Source organism: Micromonospora sp. NPDC050795 (assembly GCF_044456785.1).
Lineage (GTDB): Bacteria > Actinomycetota > Actinomycetes > Mycobacteriales > Micromonosporaceae > Micromonospora.
In genome coordinates this window covers 393,191-409,468 of record NZ_JBITGE010000001.1, presented here as the reverse complement: position 1 = coordinate 409,468, position 16,278 = coordinate 393,191, and the positions used below count along the sequence as shown (strand labels likewise).

Below are 16,278 nucleotides of genomic sequence, written 5' to 3'. Positions count from 1 at the left end.
CCCGGGCCTCGACGGTCAGGCGACCGGGGCGAAACCGGGCAGCCAGCGCTCCAGGATGCTGCGGTACGGCGCCTTCGCCTCCAACTGGCAGAGCACCCCGATCGACCCGAGCGTCACCCGGTGGATCAGCAGGTACGACGGTGGCAGGTTGAGCTGCCTGCTCAGCTGGTACGTGGGGGAGCGAGGGCTGGCCAGTCGACCCGCCTCGGCCCGTAGCCAGGCCCGGGTGAACCGGAAGCCGTCCGCCGCTATGGGCTCCAGCATGGGGCGGATGAAGTCGAGCACCCCCTCGGCGTCGATCTCCTCGGCCGAGCCGATGAACCCCTCCGACCGCAGCCCCGCCACGACCTCGTCGGCATCGCCGCGCAGCGCCGTCGCGGCGATACGACCGATCGGCTCCGGGGTGCCCTCCGGCATCCGGGCCACCGCACCGAAGTCGATCACCCCGAGTCGACCGTCGGGCAGCAGCCGGAAGTTTCCCGGGTGCGGGTCGGCGTGCAGCAGCCCGGCCCGTTGCGGTGCGGAGAGGTGCAGGGTGGCCATCAACCGACCCGCCTCGTCCCGATCCTCCTCGGTGCCCTCGCGGATGATGTCGGCCAGCGGGGTGCCGGTCACCCATTCGGTGACCAGCACGCGGGGCGAGGCATTGATCACCTCCGGAATGTAGATCTCCGGGTCGTCGGCGTACGCGGCGGCGAAGGTGCGCTGCGACTCGGCCTCCAACTCGTAGTCCAACTCCTCGGTGATCCGTTCGCGCAGCTCGGCGAGGAGCGGCTTGACGTCCAGGCCGGGCTGGATGGCCCGGAACATTCCGCCCAGTCGGGAGAGCTGCTTGAGGTCGGCGAGCAGGGCGTCGCCGGCCCCCGGATACTGGATCTTGACTGCCACGTCGCGGCTGTTCGGTTCGCCCGACTCGTCGAAGCCCGGCTCGCGCCACCGCGCCCGGTGCACCTGACCGATGCTCGCGGCGGCGGCCGGGACGTCGTTGAACTCGACGAACAGGTCCCGCCAGTCGGGGCCGAGCTGCTCGGCCAGCACCTTGTGCACGCTAGCGGCCGGCAGTGGTGGCGCCGCCTCCTGCAACTTCGTCAGCGCCTGCCGGTAGGGCGCGGCGATCTCCTCCGGCAACGCGGCCTCGAAGACCGACAGCGCCTGGCCGAACTTCATCGCCCCGCCCTTGAGCTGGCCCAGCACGCTGAACAGCTGCTCGGCGGTGCGCTGCTGAATCTCCGCGGAGATCACGTCGGAGGCCAGCCCGGTGACGCGCTTGCCCATCCCGAGAACGGTCCGGCCGGCGAAGCCGAGCGGCAGGGCGGCGAGCTTGGCGGTGCGGGACACGGCGCGGCGCGGGATGTCGGTCACCCGGTCATTGTTACCGACCGGAGGGCCCCGCTGCTGCTCTGCGGCTGGGCTGGTGCGGACACTCGCCCTCGCGAGCACGCACACGCCGGGTGTGGCGGCCAGCCCCGACGACGGAAACGGCCGGCACCGGTGATTTCCAAGGCGCTGCCCAGCGTCTCCGGGTGGCCGCCGTCCAGCTGCGTCAGCGCTTCGGCCAGGGCGTACCCGCAGGCGACGAGCAGCGCGCCGGTCGTTGCGGCGGTCACCGGCTCGGCGGCGGCGAGTTGCGCGGCGAGCCGGGGCCAGTCCGGGTCGCGGTCGGCACGGTGCAGCTCGACGCAGTGCAGGCAGGGCCCGGCGGGTGGGCGGACCAACGGCCCGATCACCGGGACGCCCTCGCGCAGTGTGACCAGCAGGTGCGGCTGTCGGCGCTGGGCGAGACCGGCGGCCAGCAGCGCCGGGGGCCGGTCCGTGCCGAGCTGGATCACCAGGTCGATCCGCCCGGCGCGGCTCGGACGGGTGCCGGTGCCGGGTGCGACGCGGTTGACCGCGGCCCGCACCGCCGGTGCGAGCGGCCGACCCAGCTCGGCGGCGGGGATGCCCGTGCCGACCAGATCGACGGGGCGCACCGAGCCGGTGAGCTGGGGAATCACCTGCCCTACGCCGGACTGGGCCAGTGCCACGGTCAGCGGCCCGCCGAGCGCCCCCGCACCGGTGAGCAGGACGCGGGCCGCCCGCCGCCTCCGCAGGACCTGCGCGGGGGTGCCGGGCAGTCGGGCGGCGGCCAGGGCCAGCGCGCCCGCCTCCGCCGCGAGCCGGGCGCGGAGTGGGCCGGTCAGGTCGCGGGGGAGCAGGCTGTGCGCGGCCACCAACAGGCCGGCGGCCCGCAGGGTGTCGAGCAGGGTACGCGCGTCGTCGGCGCTGACCTGGGCGGAAGCCGCCTGGATCAGCACGGCCCGCTCACTGCGGGTGCCGTCGAGCAGGTCGAGCAGGTGGGCGGCGCGGGGGTTGGCCAACTCCAGTAGGGCGGCCGGCCCGGGGCCAACGCCGAGTTGGAGGGTGTGTCGGTCCCGCCAGAGCCGGTTGAGGCCGGGCAGCAGGGTGGGGCGGGGCAGTACGGTGCGGCTCATGGTCACGAATCGTGACCACGTCTTCGCGTTCGGTCGATCGTTGTCCACAGGCGGTCAGGCCGCTATCCAGCGCTATCCACAGGATTTCACGAGTTTTCCACAGCCCTTCCCGCCTGTTGTCGGCCACCCGACAGGCTACCGCGGCGGTGTCACCACTCCCGATCTGGCAACGGGGGTGGGGTGACCATCCGGCCACCCCACCCCCGTTCACCCGTTGGGGTCAGACCTTGGCCTTGCCCAGGATGCGGTTCACTGTTGTACCGCATACCGGACACTTGCCCTTGGCCATGTTCATTCCGGTCTTCGAGACCTCGACGTGCCCCTCGAAGTCCCGCTTCTCCTTGCACTTCACGCAGTAACCGTTGTAGGTCGTCTGGGCCTGGTCGGCCACGGTGCCCTCCTCGTCTCGTCCACCGGTCAAAACCGTCCCGGCGGGGTGCCCGGCGGCGGGCCACACGGGGCGCCGGCGCTGGGTCTCACTCCGCGGCCACCTTTCGTGACCGCTGGTCCGCGGACCCTACCCAGGTCTGGGCAGTTCCATGTCAGCTGTGCATCGACACTGTGAGCAAGTCGACGTCGAGAGTGTGCATGGCGAAATAGGTCGGATAAGTCAGTTTGGCGGGGACACGCCGACCAAACCCTGACAGCCACCCGTGCGGGTACCTCCGCAGCGCGTCCGAGGCGGTGATCACCTACGGTAGGAGATGTGCGGAGGACCGGCGCTGTCGGCGTTCACCAAGGGTGACGAGACGGCGTGATGGCGCTGCGGTCAAGAAATTTTCGGGACGCCTGGCGACCAATCACCATTTTCTGGGCGCGTGTCGTGCGGTTGACCCTTGCGGTCCCCTGGTCAGTGGGCATTAGCTTTCCTTCGTGACACGTAGTCGAGGCTGCGCGGCCCAGTGATGGCGGGGACGCGCAAGCCGGTCGTCGAGGTGCGACGCAGTCAGCGTCGACGACGCACGGTGTCCGCGTACCGTGACGGTGAGCGAGTGGTCGTCCTCATCCCCGACCAGTTCTCCCGTGCCGAGGAGAGCGAGTGGGTCGACCGGATGCTCGCCCGGCTCGCCGCCCGGGAGGGGCGCCTCGCCCGGTCCGACGACGAGTTGCTGGCCCGCGCCAACCGGCTCATCGACCTCTACCTCGCCGGGTACGCCTCGAAGGCGGTGCCGGCCAGCGTCAGATGGGTCACCAACCAGAACGGTCGGTGGGGCTCCTGCACGCCGGCGGACCGCAGCATCCGCATCTCCCACCGCGTCCAGGAGATGCCCGAATGGGTGATCGACTACGTGTTGCTGCACGAGTTGGCGCACCTCATCGTGCCCAGCCACAACGCCCGGTTCTGGGCGCTCGTCGGTCGCTACCCGAAGTCGGAACGCGCCCGCGGCTACCTCGAAGGGGTCGCCGCCGCCTCCTCCTGCGCGCCAGTCCCCACCTGACCCCACACTGTCGCCCCGAAGATCCACTCGCATGTCTGAATACCGCGCTGTCGACGGCCTCGGGACACCGCGACTTCAGGGAAGTCGAGTCGATCATCGGGTCAAGCCCCGCCGGATGGGACGGGCCGGGTGGGGTGGCCGTTCGGGGTGGGGCGCTAGGGTCGGGGGATGGCGCGACGGGTGGTGGTGGCGTTGCTCGGGCCGGTGCACTGGTCGCCGCCCGGCGTCGACCTGGCGCAGTGGCGAGCGGCGCTGGCGGAAGACGTCATCGACCTGTTCGCCACACTCAACGAGGTGGAGGTCGCGGTCGCGGTGACCCCGGCCGACCGGGCCCTGGCCGATGTGCTGGTGTGGCCCGGAACGGCGGTGTACGAGGTGGCCGAGCCGACGCCGAACGCCGTCTTCGCCGCGCTGGAGGGGTACGACCAGGCTGCCGTGCTGGTCAGTGACGTGCCCGACCTGCCCGCCCTGACCGTCGGCAAGCTGCTTCGCCCCCTCACCAGCCGGCCGGTCGCGGTGGCTCCGGTCGAGGGCGGTGGCCCGGGTCTGCTCGGGGTCGCGGTACGACTGCCCGCGCCCGACTGGCTGCCGACGCTGGAGTTGGACACGGCGACGCCGGCTGAGGCGCGCGCCAACGCCCCGCGCCCGGGTGACGTGGCGGTCACCACCGGCTGGCGACGACTGCGCGGCCCGGCTGACCTGGCCACGCTCGACCCGGCCTTCGAGGGCTGGGAAGCGACCCGCGCCCTGCTCTCCGGGGCGGGCCGACCCACCTGAACCTCTCCGGGTGGGCCGACCCACCTGAACCTCTCCGGGCCGACCCACCTGAACCGGCGGCACCGCCGAACACGCCGCGGGTGCCCGCTGTGGATCTGCGGGCACCCGCGGCGCAGGCCGTCAATGGGCGGGGGTCAGGACCTGGCGTCGCCTTCGCCGTCGGTCTCGTCGGACGGACCGGGCCGCCCCGACTGATCCGACTGGCCGGGGGCCTTCTCCTCCACCCCGCCGGGGGCGGTGAAGTCGAAGCTGTCCAGCTCGCTGAGATCCATGTCGTTCATCGCGAAGGCGACCGGATCGGCGAAGTCGTCGTCCGACGGGAGCAGGTCCGGGTGGCCCCAGACGGCGTCGCGGCCCTCGATGCCACGGTGCTCGGTGAGCGCGGCCCAGAGCGCCGCGGCCTCCCGCAGTCGGCGGGGCCGCAGTTCCAGACCGACCAGCGCGGCGAAGGTCTGCTCGGCGGGACCGCCGGCGGCCCGGCGACGGCGGAACGCCTCGCCCAGCCGGACGACGTTCGGCAGCCGGTCGCTGGCGGCGCTGTCGACGACGTGGCACACCCAGCCCTCGACCAGGGCGAGTGCGGTTTCCAGGCGGGCCAGTGAGGCCTTCTGCGCCGGGGTGTCCTCCGGGGTGAAGATGCCCTCCAGGGCGATCGCCTGCATCGACTCGGGGTCGGTCGGGTCGACCCGGCCCATCGCCTCCTCGATCGCCTCCCGGTTGACCCGGATGCCCGAGGCGTACATCTCGACAGCGCTGAGCACATGCCCACGCAGCCACGGGACGTGCTGGAACAGCCGCTGGTGGGCGGCCTCGCGCAGCGCCACGTAGAGGCGGACCTCGTCCTCGGGCAGCTCCAGGCCCTCGCCGTACGCCCGGATGTTGGCCGGGATCAGCGCGGCCGTGCCGGCCGGGCCGAGCGGCAGCCCGATGTCGCCGGCGGAGAGCACCTCCGCGGCGAGCGAGCCGAGGGCCTGGCCCAGCTGACCGCCGAAGAGCGCGCCACCGAGGGAGGCCACCATCGACTGCATCGGGCCGAGCTGGGCGCGCGCCTCCGGTGGCACCAGGTCGCCCATCGCGCCGACCATCCGGCTGGCGACGGGGTCGCAGAGCTTGCGCCACACGTCCAGCGTCTTGAAGATCCACTCGTTGCGGTTCCACGCAACGGGGTTCTGGATGCCGGTGGGCCACGCCGAGGCGGGCTCCAACCACAGGTCGGCGAGGCGGAGCGCCTCCTCGACCGCGTTGCGCTCGTACATCGACACCGCCGGGTCACCGGCGGCCGCGAGCTGACTGGCTGCTACCTGCCGGGCCAGGTCCCAGTTGACCGGCCCGCTGCCCGGCGCGGAGAGCAGGTGCTGCAACTGCGACATGAACTGCTGCATCTGCGCGGGATCGTTGGGGTCTGGTGGTTGCCCACCCGGGAGCGCGAAACCGAACGGAATATCAGGCACGACATCTACGGTACGCGGACCGCGCCCCAGGTAGCCGCCGCTGGCGTTGCGCTGAGGGCGAAGTCGCGCGGCGCATCCAGCGGGCGGGCCGCAACCGGTCGGTACGCTCTGCGGCATGAGACGTCGTGGCCTGACGGTCCTGCTCGGTGCCCTGTTCACCGCCCTGCTGAGCATCGGGGTGCTCCGGGTGCCGATTCCGTACGTGGTGCTGGGCCCGGGGCCGACCGTCAACACCCTCGGTACGACCGACGGCAAGGAGGTCATCCAGGTCTCCGGTCGGGAGACCTCGACCTCGGCCGGCCAGTTGCGGCTCACCACCGTGGGGGTGCAACCCTCGGTGCGGTTGCGGGGGGCCATCGCGGGCTGGTTCTCCGACGACGAGGCGGTGGTGCCGCGTGAGCTGGTCTACCCGCCGGGGGAGTCGACGGAGCAGGTCGAGCAGCGCAACGCCGAGGACTTCAAGGCGTCGCAGACCAGTGCGGAGACCGCAGCGCTGCGGGAGCTGGGCTTTCCGGTGCAGGTGGTGATCAAGACGGTGGCCGGGGACGGCCCGGCGGCCGGTGCGCTGAAGGTCGGCGATCTGATCACCTCGGTCGACGGCCAGCCGGTGCCGGTGGCGGCGAAGGTCACCGAGCTGGTCCGCGCCAAGCCGGCGGGTACGGCGTTGACCATCGGCTACACCCGGGACGGCGCGCCGGCCACCGCGACGGTGACCAGTCAGGAGCAGGACGGCCGGCCGCGGATCGGTGTCGAGATCGATCAGCAGCAGCCGCACCCGTTCACGCTCGGCATCGACCTGGGGGACATCGGTGGGCCGAGCGCCGGTCTGATGTTCGCTCTGGGGATCGTGGACAAGTTGACCCCGGCCGATCTCACCGGCGGTAAGATCATCGCCGGCACCGGCACCATCGACGACGAGGGCGCCGTCGGGCCGATCGGTGGGATCGCCCAGAAGCTGGTCGGTGCCAAGCGCGCCGGGGCGAAGGTCTTCCTGGTGCCGGCGGACAACTGCGCGGAGGCGGTCCGCAATCCGCAGCCCGATCTGCCGCTGTTGCGGGTGGGCTCGTTGGACGAGGCGATGACCGCTCTGGAGACGTTGCGCGCGGGTGGTCAGCCGACGCGTTGCTGACCGATGTGACCGTGCCCCGACACGCTCAGGAACACCCCGTACTCTGGGTGCCTGGTCGGAGCCGATCATATCGAGCGTGCGGAGCCAACAGTGGTCATGCGTAGCAGCAGCCCCCTTCCGAGGATGAGCCGGCGCGGGCGCGTCACCATCGCGGTCCTGGTCGGGGTGTTCGTGCTCTTCACCCTGCTCGGCTGGGGTGTCCAGGCGTGGACCGACTGGCTCTGGTTCGACGAGGTCCGCTACACCGAGGTCTTCACCGGCGTCCTGCTCACCCGGCTGGTGCTCTTCCTCGCCATCGGCCTCGGCATGGCGGTGATCGTCGGTGGCAACCTGTGGCTGGCCTACCGGTTGCGTCCGCGACTGCGTCCGCACTCGGTCGAGCAGGCGACCCTCGAGCGCTACCGGATGCTGCTCAGCCCGCGTCTCGGCACCTGGATCTCGCTGACCGCCGCGGTGGTCGGGCTCTTCGCCGGTCTCTCCGCACAGAACCGCTGGAACCAGTGGCTGCTGTTCCGCAACGGCGGTGACTTCGGCATCAAGGACCCGGAGTTCGGGGTCGACATCGGCTTCTACGTCTTCCAACTGCCGTTCTGGCGTTACCTGCTCGGGGTCGCCTTCACCGCTGTGGTGCTGGCCGTGATCGGCGCGCTGGCGGTGCACTACCTCTTCGGCGGGGTCCGCCTGCAGGGCGTCGGCGACCGGATGAGCAACGCGGCCCGCGCGCACCTGAGCACGCTGGTCGCGGTCTTCGTGCTGTTGAAGGCGATCGCGTACGTGTTGGACCGGCGGGCCATGCTGCTGGAGTACAACGAGGGCGCCAAGTTGTACGGCGCCGGCTACGCCGACGTCAACGCGTTGCTGCCGGCGAAGGAGATCCTCGCCTACATCTCGATCGTGGTGGCCATCGCGATCCTCGTGTTCTCCAACGCCTGGATGCGCAACCTGGTCTGGCCGGGGATCTCGCTGGCGCTGCTCGGCGTGTCCGCGGTGGCCATCGGCGGCATCTACCCCTGGGCGGTGCAGACCTTCGAGGTCAAGCCGAGCGCCAAGGACAAGGAAGCGCCGTACATCCAGCGCAGCATCGACGCGACGCGGGCGGCGTTCGGGTTGGGGGCCACCGAGACGACCCCGTACGCGGCGAGCAACCTCCAACCACCAGCGAACCTGGCCACCGACACGTCGGTGGTGTCGAACGTGCGGCTGCTCGACCCGCAGTTGGTCAGCGAGACGTACACCCAGCTCCAGCAGGTGCGTGGCTTCTACGACTTCGGTCCGAAGCTGGACATCGACAGGTACGGGGTGAACGGCAAGGTCTCCGACTACGTGGTCGGCGTCCGGGAGATCAACTACGGCGAGCTGACCGACCAGCAGAACACCTGGATCAACCGGCACACCGTCTACACCCACGGGTACGGGCTGGTGGCCGCCCCGGCCAACCAGGTGGTCTGTGGCGGGCAGCCGTTCTTCGTCTCCGGCTTCCTCGGCGAGAAGACCCAGGAGGCGTGCTCCTCGCAGACCGAGCAGATTCCGGCCAAGCAGCCGCGCATCTACTACGGCGAGCGGATGGCGGCCGACGACTACGCCATCGTCGGGCAGTCCGACCCGAACAAGAAGGCCGAGTTCGACAGGCCGGTCGGTGAGGGCGGCGGCGAGTCCTACACCTACACCGGTGAGGGCGGCGTGGAGATCGGCTCCTTCACCCGACGGCTGCTGTACGCCATCAAGGAGCAGGAGTCGAACTTCCTGCTCTCCGAGGCGGTCAACAAGGACTCCAAGCTGCTCTACGTGCGCAACCCGCGCGACCGGGTGGAGAAGGTCGCGCCGTTCCTCACCCTGGACGGCGACCCGTACCCGGCAGTGGTCGACGGTCGGGTGCAGTGGATCGTGGACGGCTACACCACGGCGGCCTCCTACCCGTACGCGGAGCGGGTCAACCTGCAGACCGAGACCACCGACGAGTTGACCAACCGGGGCACCTTCCAGCTGGCCCGCGAAGACGTCAACTACATGCGCAACTCGGTGAAGGCCACCGTCGACGCGTACGACGGCACCGTGAAGCTCTACGAGTACGACGACACCGACCCGGTGCTCAAGGCGTGGAACAAGGCGTTCGGCGGTGACCTGGTGCTGCCGAAGGCGGAGATCCCGGTCGAGCTGAGCGAGCACCTGCGTTACCCGGCGGACATGTTCAAGGTGCAGCGCAACCTGCTCACCAAGTTCCACGTGACGAACCCGGGTGACTTCTACTCCGCACAGGACTTCTGGCAGGTGCCCAACGTGCCGGACGCCCCGGACAGCGGTCAGAAGCAGCCCCCGTACTACCTCTTCACCCAGTTCCCCGGGCAGGAGAGCCCCCGGTTCCAGCTCACCTCGGCGGTAACCCCGAACGGCCGGCAGAACCTCGCCGCGCTGATCTCCGGGTCGTACGTCGACGGGAAGCCCCGGCTGGAGGTGCTGGAGTTGCCGGATCAGACCCGGATCTCCGGCCCGGTGCAGGTGCACCAGCAGATGACCAACAACGCGAACATCCGTCAGCAGCTCAACCTGCTCTCCAGCAACCAGGCGCAGGTGCAGTACGGCAACCTGCTCTCGTTGCCCTTCGCCGACGGGATGCTCTACGTCGAGCCGGTCTACGTGAAGAGCAACCAGCAGGACGCGTACCCGCTGTTGCAGAAGGTGCTGCTCTCGTACGGTGACGGCGGCTCCTTCGTGGCGCTCGCCGACAACATCAACGACGGCATCAAGCAGTTGGTCGAGCAGGGTAAGAAGGCCGGCCAGGGCACGTCGCCGCCGCCGACGACCGGGGGCAACCCGACGACTCCGACGCCGACTCCGACGCCTTCGGGGACGGCGGCGCCAACGCCGACCCCGAGCGCCGGCACGCCACCGCCGACCGGTGACCTGGCTGCCGCCGCGGACCGGGTGCAGACCGCGATCACCGAGGTCCGGGCCGCGCAGACGTCGGGCGACTTCGAGCGGTACGGGCGTGCGCTGAAGGCCCTCGACGAGGCGCTCACCGCGTTCCAGCAGGCGCAGCAGGCCGCTGGTGCGCCGGGTGCCAGCCCGAGTGCCGGAGGCTGACCCGCCACCGCACGCAGTTCCTCCCCGAGCCCCCGTCGCTCGGACCGCATCAGGTCCGAGCGACGGGGGTTCGGCCGTTGGCCTGATCTGTACGTATCTGTCACGTCACCGACAGCACCGCCCGGGCCCGCAACCTGCGGTGCCGGTCCGCCGTCCTCACTGCAACGGGGTGGGGACGAGGGGGAACAGTCGTGCGGGACGCGCAGAGCTTCGATGACTTCTACCGCAGCACCGCCCGCCGGACGCTGCGGTACGGCTACGCGGTCGCTGGCGACCACGGTGAGGCGCAGGACCTGGTGCAGGAGGCGTACACCCGGGCCTGGCGGCAGTGGGGGCGACTGTCGTCGCATCCGGCACCGGAGGCGTGGCTGCGGCTCGTGGTGGCCCGGCTGGCGACCGACCGCTGGCGGCGCCTGCACCGTTGGCGGGCGGTGCTGAGCCGTACGGGACCGCCGGCGGTCGCACCCCCGCCCAGCGAGGACGGGGTGCTCCTGGTCGGAGCGCTCCGGCAGTTGCCCGCCACGCACCGGCAGGCACTGGCCCTGCACTACCTCTTCGACATGTCCGTCGAGGAGATCGCCCGGGAGACCGACGTGCCGGTCGGCACCGTGAAGTCCTGGCTGTCCCGGGGCCGGTCCCGGCTGGCCGCGCTGCTGCCCGACCTCAGCGTCGTGGAGTTGGAGGCAAACGATGTCAGTTGAACTCTCTGACCTGTACCGGTCGCTCGGCACCGTCGCGGACGGGTACGAGCTGACCCGCCCCGAGTCCCTCCGGCGGTTCGCCGACCGGCGGGCCCGAGCACGGGTGGCCGCTTCGACGCTCGCGGTGGCGCTGCTCGTGGGCGGGGTGGTCGTCGGTGGCCGGCTGGCGTACCCGGCGGATGGTTCCGCACCGCCGCCCGCCGACATCCCTGGCCCGCCGCCGACCGGGGCGACGGCGACCTCCCTGCCGTCACCCTCGCCGACTCCCTCGGCACCGCCGCCGTCGCGGACCACCCCGAGCGGTACGCCGTCGCAGCCGATCACCACCAGACCGGCGGCACCTCGGCCGCCCACCTCGATCCCGGACCGCGCCTTCTTCCTGCTGGCGGCCCCGAATCGGACCGGACTGGAATCCTCGGGGGAGGGTCCGGCACTGCCGGCGCTGTGCGGTGCGCGCCTGCCCAGCGACTCGGCCGTGGTCCAACGCCGTGGTCGCTACCTGGCCTACAAGATGCCGGAGACGCCGACGGGGCACGTGCCGGACGGTAGTTACCGGCACACGATCACCATCTACCGGGCAGGTCGCGCCGACGACGCGTTGCGGGAGCTGCGGCAGGCAGTGCGCGGCTGCCCCGACCAGAAGCTGCCCGACGACAACAGGACGTGGCGACAGCGGCTGCTGGCCTCGGGGGCGTACGGGGACGGGTCGGTGCTGTTCGAGATGCGGGCTCCGATGCCGGACGGGATGGGCGAGCCGGGTACGGAAGAGGTTCGGCTGGTCCGGGCGGTCCGGGTCGGGGACGTGGTGACGGTGCTCTGGGAGCAGGGTTGGGAGCACACCGCTGCCGTTCGGTCCCAGGTCGATGCTGACAGTCGACGGGCGGTCGCGGCGATCGAGAACTGGCTCGACTGACAACGCCCAGGTCAGAGCTGTCCGTGTCGGCGGTATCGGAGTCGCTTTGCGGTGTCCCGGGTTGGTGCGCTACGGTTAGCGAACCGACGCGGGGTGGAGCAGCTCGGTAGCTCGCTGGGCTCATAACCCAGAGGTCGCAGGTTCAAATCCTGTCCCCGCTACGAGAGAAACACCAGTTCGAAGCCCGTCTCCGGTTCACCGGAGGCGGGCTTTCGACATTCCGGGGTGCCGGCAACAGCGGATGGCGACCCCACTGATCATCGCCCGGAACGGGTGAGTTAGTCTTAACCAGTCGACGCGGGGTGGAGCAGCTCGGTAGCTCGCTGGGCTCATAACCCAGAGGTCGCAGGTTCAAATCCTGTCCCCGCTACCACTGAAAGTGATACAGGTCCGGCCCCCACACTGTGGGGGCCGGACCTGTATGGTGCCGCTGTCAGACGCGAAGGGCCCGCAGGGGCCGGCACCTCGTCGGCACCGACCCCCGTCGGGTTCTACCGCAGGCCGAAGGCCCGGGTGACGCTCTGGGTGACGCCACCACCGTTGCGCTGCTTGGCGGTGACCCGGATGGACACGAAGTCGGCCCGGTTCGGCGCGTTCAACGACGCCTGCCAGGTTCCCTTGTTCTCCCGCAGGTCCTGCCGCTTCCAGGTCACCCCGTCGTCGTAGGAGATCTCCAACTCGAGTGACGACACGGCGTCCCGAGCCGCGGTGCTGCCCACCACCACGGGCGTGATCGAGAAGTCGGTTCGGCGCTTCGTCCGACCCGCGAAGTCCACGTCCGTCCCGTAGTCCAGCTGGACCAACGGGATGGCCTGCACCTCGGTGGTGCCGCCGGAGATGAAGCTCCACTCGGTGTGCGTGGCGGTCGAGTACGGGCTGAACTCGGGCTTGCCCAAGGTGTCGACGACCAGTCGGTACGGCAGCTTCTCCGGCGACAGGTCACCCGCGCCGATCTCCGGCCAGCCGTTGAACTGGGTCAGCTGCTTGTCGCCCTGATAGAACGTGGCGATCTGCGACATGCTGGCACCGCCGCTGTGGGCGGCGCCCGCGTCACCGAAGCCCTGGATGTAGGCGCTCATGGCGGTCTCACCACGGAACGGGATCTCGGTGCTGAGCATCCGTGGCCGGGTGATGGGCCCGAACCAGCGGTCCTTCTGGACGCTGCCCGGCCGGTAGGCGATGGCCTCCGTGTTGGACCGCGCCCAGTCGGCGACGTCGGCGTACTGCATCCACTTGATGCCGCCACCCGCGGAGACCCAGTCGGTACGCGGCCCCGGCGCTACCGGCTCGAACGGGAACGGCCGTGCCGCGGCGTACTCGTACGGCGGGAAGTCCATCCGGGTCTCGCTGGACTGCTTGCCCGGGGGCGGGGAGAAGGTGAGATCGATCCGGGCGAGGTTGCGCGGGTCGGTCTTGGCGGACGGGTCCTTCGGTACCCCGCCACTGTGGTAGTCCACAAGGTCGTACAGGTACTTCGCCCGAGGGTGGGCGACCACTGCCAGTCGGACCGGGTTGCGGCCGGCGGCGGTGATCTTCTGGATCAATGCCTCGCCATCGTCCATGGTCACCGAGGCCACCGGGATCGGTCCGGTCGTCACGGCATCGGAGTTGCCGTACCACTCGCTCCGGCGACCCGCGCGGTCGTTGACCACGACGAGCATCGCCGCGCCGGCGGTGTGCGCCGCCGCTGCCCGGTCCGTGGGGGTCACCGAGTCGTCGACGCGGACGACCACGGCCTTGCCGCGGGCGGAGACGCCCGCGTAGTCGGCGGTGCCGCCGACGCCCGCGAAGACGGCGTCCAGGCGCGAGGTGCCGTCGGGCAGCGGCGGCGAACCGGGCTGCGCGAGCGGGCCGCTGAGGTGCCGGCCCCGGTAGCTGATCGCCAGCGGCGTCTGCGCGGCACGGATCCGGGTGGTGAAGACGAAGCTGCCCTTGCCGACCTTGTCCCTGGTCGGCAGGGCCCACAGGCTGTCGTAGGCGGCACCCGGCCAGAACGTCTCCCGCAGGGCGCTCCAGTCGGTGGGTGTCGGCTCGCTCGAGGTGAAGGAGCGGTAGACGTCGATCCTGCTGTTGACGACGGCGGTCGGCTGGGGCGTGGCCACCTTCACCTGGCGGGCCCGCGCGGCGTCGAGTTCCACTACCCGGTTGGTCGTCAGGTCGACCTCGGGAGCGGTCAGCATCGCGAGCCCGAGAGAGCGGGGCCCGTGCAGACCCTCCACGTCCGCCGCCGTGACGACGGTGTACGAGCCGGGCGTCAGGCGGGCGGTGAGCTTTCCGTCCGGCACCCACATGAAGGCGGAGCCGGTCTCGGCGTTGACGACCTCGACCTCGCCGCTCATGGGCCGGCCGGCGCGGTCCTTCAGGTGGATGGTGAGGTCGTACTTCTTGGACTCGACGGCGACCCCGACGGCCGTGTGCACCTCGCCGGCGGCGAAGCGGGCGGTGACCTGGGCGGAGTACCTGCCGGGGGAGAGGCCCGCCGGGGCCACCACGACGTCGACCGTCGCGCTGGCCCGAGCGGGCACCGTGACGCGGTCGGCGGTTGCCGTGAACGTCCGCGCGGGGGCGGTGCCGTGATCGACGGAGAGGTCCAACGCGATCGGGCCGTCAGTCGTGTTGGTGTAGGTGATCGTCCGCGTGATCGGCTGTGGCGCGCTGCCCCAACCGACGAGTCCGGCGTCCACCGACCCGGACGCGACGACCTGGTCCTGGTGGTAGGCGGCGGCGACGTTCAACCGACCGCTGCCGGCCTGGTAGGCGTCGTAGTCGGGCGTGCGGACGCTGGTGCCCATCAGCGCGTCCTTGAGCTGCCGCGCGCTCCAGGTCGGGTGCTTCTGCACCAGCAGGGCGGCCGCCCCGGCGACGTGCGGCGCTGCCATCGAGGTTCCACTGTCGGTGTAGTAGTAGCCCTCACCCCAGGGGATGTGCTGCGAGCGTGCCGCCAGCACATCCACCCCGGGAGCGGTCATGTCGGGCTTGAGGGCCTCGTCGTTCATCCGTGGCCCGACGCTGGAGAAGCCCGCCAGGTGGTCGGTGGTGTCCACCGCGCCGATGGTCAGCGCGGCGTCCGCGGTGCCCGGCGCACCGAGGGTGTACGGGTCCGGTCCGCTGTTGCCGGCGGCCACGACGAAGAGCGCACCCGTCTCGGCGGTCAACTGGTTGACGGCCTGGCTCAGCGGGTCGTCCTGGGTGTGCCAGGCGCTCACGCCGAGGCTCATGTTGATCACTTTGGCGTGCTCGGCCCGTGCCGCCCACTCCATGCCCGCGATGATCCCCGAGATGGACCCGCTGCCGTACTCGTCGAGGACCTTGCCGATCACCAGGTCGGCGTCGGGGGCCACGCCCCGTTCCCTGCCGCCGGAGGCGGCGCCCGTCCCGGCGACGGTGGACGCGGTGTGGGTGCCGTGCCCGTTCCGGTCGATCACGTCCTGGCCGGTGATGAAGCTTCGGGAGGCCACCACCTGGTCGGCGAGATCCGGGTGGGTGGTGTCCACCCCGCTGTCCAGGACGGCGACCCGGACGCCGCTGCCGGTGCCACCCGCGGCCCACGCCGCGGGCGCGCCGATCTGGGCGGTGGTGTCGGTCAGGGTGGCCTTCGCCTTGCCGTCGAGCCACACCTTGTCGACGCCGGCTGCGAAGGAGGGCGCCGGGGTGGCAGCGCTGCGGCCGGTCGGTGACTGTCCACTGGTGAGGGCCGACCAGAAGTCCGCCGCCTGCGACCGGCGGGTGCGGATCGCCTCACCACTGACGGAGGGCAGCTCCTGCGTGGTCCGCGCGCCCGGCAGCGTGGTGCCGGTCCTGAGCTTCGCCGCACCCGTCGTGCGGGTGACGATCAGGGGAAGTTCGGCGCTCCGCGCGTCGTCGTAGCCCTGGGCGATGAGCTGGGTGACGTCGAACAGCTGCTTGTCGAGTCGACCGGTGGCGAGGTACGGCAACGCCTCGTCCGGGTACACGTAGGTGTCCCGGCCCTCAGTGGAGACGCGTACGGAGCCGGTGGCGCCCGGGGCGCGCTTGACGTCCACCGTTTCGGTTGCGCCGTGGACGCCCGGGGTCACCGTCACCCGGTCGCCGGTGATCAGAGTGACCGTGACGGGGGTGCGGTCCGCGTCGCCGCTCGGAGCGGGTCTCGTCGGCGGCGGTGGGGGTGGTGGGGCGCCGTGCGCCGCCGTGGGGGTGAGGAGAGCGGCGACGACTGTGACGCCGACCGCTGCCGCCGCAGATCTTCGGGTGCGAGAGATCCGCGCACTGCCTAAAGAGGTGAGCATGAGGCGAATCCGATCACCTCGAGACATTCATGTAAAGATCATCATCTTTGC

General features: G+C 70.9%; 11 protein-coding genes and 2 tRNA genes. 8 read left to right on the top strand and 5 right to left on the bottom strand.

The window, feature by feature from the left end; translation table 11 throughout:
- Positions 1–15: 15 nt before the first annotated feature.
- The 3 genes from ACIBEF_RS02065 to ACIBEF_RS02055 all read right to left on the bottom strand — a co-directional run bounded on the left by ACIBEF_RS02065 (position 16) and on the right by ACIBEF_RS02055 (position 2,862).
- Positions 16–1,362, bottom strand: a complete 1,347-nt coding sequence (locus ACIBEF_RS02065; protein ID WP_355008183.1) for an AarF/ABC1/UbiB kinase family protein — start codon at positions 1,360–1,362, stop codon at positions 16–18.
- The gene (locus ACIBEF_RS02060) at positions 1,359–2,471 is read right to left on the bottom strand and encodes a TOMM precursor leader peptide-binding protein (protein WP_396790336.1); all 1,113 of its coding nucleotides are present in this window, start codon (positions 2,469–2,471) and stop codon (positions 1,359–1,361) included. The genes ACIBEF_RS02065 and ACIBEF_RS02060 overlap by 4 nt, the downstream gene beginning before the upstream one ends.
- A 220-nt stretch (positions 2,472–2,691) precedes the next feature.
- A complete protein-coding gene (locus tag ACIBEF_RS02055; protein WP_167457767.1) occupies positions 2,692–2,862 on the bottom strand; it encodes a DUF5679 domain-containing protein in 171 nt (56 codons plus the stop codon).
- A gap of 514 nt (positions 2,863–3,376) precedes the next feature.
- Here ACIBEF_RS02055 and ACIBEF_RS02050 point away from each other — a divergent pair.
- Complete coding sequence (locus tag ACIBEF_RS02050; RefSeq protein ID WP_396790334.1) at positions 3,377–3,910, top strand: M48 family metallopeptidase; 534 nt, start codon at positions 3,377–3,379, stop codon at positions 3,908–3,910.
- Positions 3,911–4,078: 168 nt separating this feature from the next.
- Entirely contained in the window at positions 4,079–4,687 is a 609-nt protein-coding gene (locus ACIBEF_RS02045; protein ID WP_396790332.1) for a hypothetical protein, read from the top strand.
- A gap of 134 nt (positions 4,688–4,821) precedes the next feature.
- On the opposite strand, the gene ACIBEF_RS02040 is transcribed toward ACIBEF_RS02045, so the two are convergent.
- The gene (locus ACIBEF_RS02040) at positions 4,822–6,138 is read right to left on the bottom strand and encodes a zinc-dependent metalloprotease (RefSeq protein WP_357207135.1); all 1,317 of its coding nucleotides are present in this window, start codon (positions 6,136–6,138) and stop codon (positions 4,822–4,824) included.
- A gap of 115 nt (positions 6,139–6,253) precedes the next feature.
- On the opposite strand from ACIBEF_RS02040, the gene ACIBEF_RS02035 reads away from it, so the two are divergent.
- The 6 genes from ACIBEF_RS02035 (at position 6,254) to ACIBEF_RS02010 (ending at position 12,335) form a co-directional block, all read left to right on the top strand.
- Positions 6,254–7,267: a PDZ domain-containing protein gene (locus ACIBEF_RS02035; protein WP_396790329.1), complete on the top strand. Its 1,014-nt coding sequence runs from the start codon at positions 6,254–6,256 to the stop codon at positions 7,265–7,267.
- Between the two features lie 96 nt (positions 7,268–7,363).
- Positions 7,364–10,348 carry a UPF0182 family protein gene (locus tag ACIBEF_RS02030; RefSeq protein ID WP_396790446.1) on the top strand — a complete coding sequence of 995 codons (2,985 nt, stop codon included), beginning with the start codon at positions 7,364–7,366 and terminating at the stop codon, positions 10,346–10,348.
- Between the two features lie 191 nt (positions 10,349–10,539).
- Complete coding sequence (locus ACIBEF_RS02025) at positions 10,540–11,049, top strand: SigE family RNA polymerase sigma factor (protein ID WP_396790327.1); 510 nt, start codon at positions 10,540–10,542, stop codon at positions 11,047–11,049.
- Positions 11,039–11,962, top strand: a complete 924-nt coding sequence (locus ACIBEF_RS02020; protein WP_396790325.1) for a hypothetical protein — start codon at positions 11,039–11,041, stop codon at positions 11,960–11,962. Before ACIBEF_RS02025 ends, ACIBEF_RS02020 begins: the two co-directional genes overlap by 11 nt.
- A gap of 87 nt (positions 11,963–12,049) precedes the next feature.
- Positions 12,050–12,123, top strand: a tRNA-Met gene (locus tag ACIBEF_RS02015).
- Between the two features lie 135 nt (positions 12,124–12,258).
- Positions 12,259–12,335 (top strand) — tRNA-Met (locus tag ACIBEF_RS02010).
- A gap of 118 nt (positions 12,336–12,453) precedes the next feature.
- Here ACIBEF_RS02010 and ACIBEF_RS02005 read toward each other — a convergent pair.
- Positions 12,454–16,227 carry a S8 family serine peptidase gene (locus ACIBEF_RS02005; RefSeq protein WP_396790323.1) on the bottom strand — a complete coding sequence of 1,258 codons (3,774 nt, stop codon included), beginning with the start codon at positions 16,225–16,227 and terminating at the stop codon, positions 12,454–12,456.
- Between the last annotated feature and the right edge of the window lie 51 nt (positions 16,228–16,278).

Excerpts from the sequence above, each read along its gene's own strand:
- ACIBEF_RS02030 (WP_396790446.1), top strand. The coding sequence starts at position 7,364 with ATGCGTAGCAGCAGCCCCCTTCCGAGGATGAGCCGGCGCGGGCGCGTC.
- ACIBEF_RS02045 (WP_396790332.1), top strand. The coding sequence starts at position 4,079 with ATGGCGCGACGGGTGGTGGTGGCGTTGCTCGGGCCGGTGCACTGGTCG.
- ACIBEF_RS02035 (WP_396790329.1), top strand. The coding sequence starts at position 6,254 with ATGAGACGTCGTGGCCTGACGGTCCTGCTCGGTGCCCTGTTCACCGCC.
- ACIBEF_RS02060 (WP_396790336.1), bottom strand. The coding sequence starts at position 2,471 with ATGAGCCGCACCGTACTGCCCCGCCCCACCCTGCTGCCCGGCCTCAAC.
- ACIBEF_RS02005 (WP_396790323.1), bottom strand. The coding sequence starts at position 16,227 with ATGCTCACCTCTTTAGGCAGTGCGCGGATCTCTCGCACCCGAAGATCT.
- ACIBEF_RS02020 (WP_396790325.1), top strand. The coding sequence starts at position 11,039 with ATGTCAGTTGAACTCTCTGACCTGTACCGGTCGCTCGGCACCGTCGCG.
- ACIBEF_RS02050 (WP_396790334.1), top strand. The coding sequence starts at position 3,377 with ATGGCGGGGACGCGCAAGCCGGTCGTCGAGGTGCGACGCAGTCAGCGT.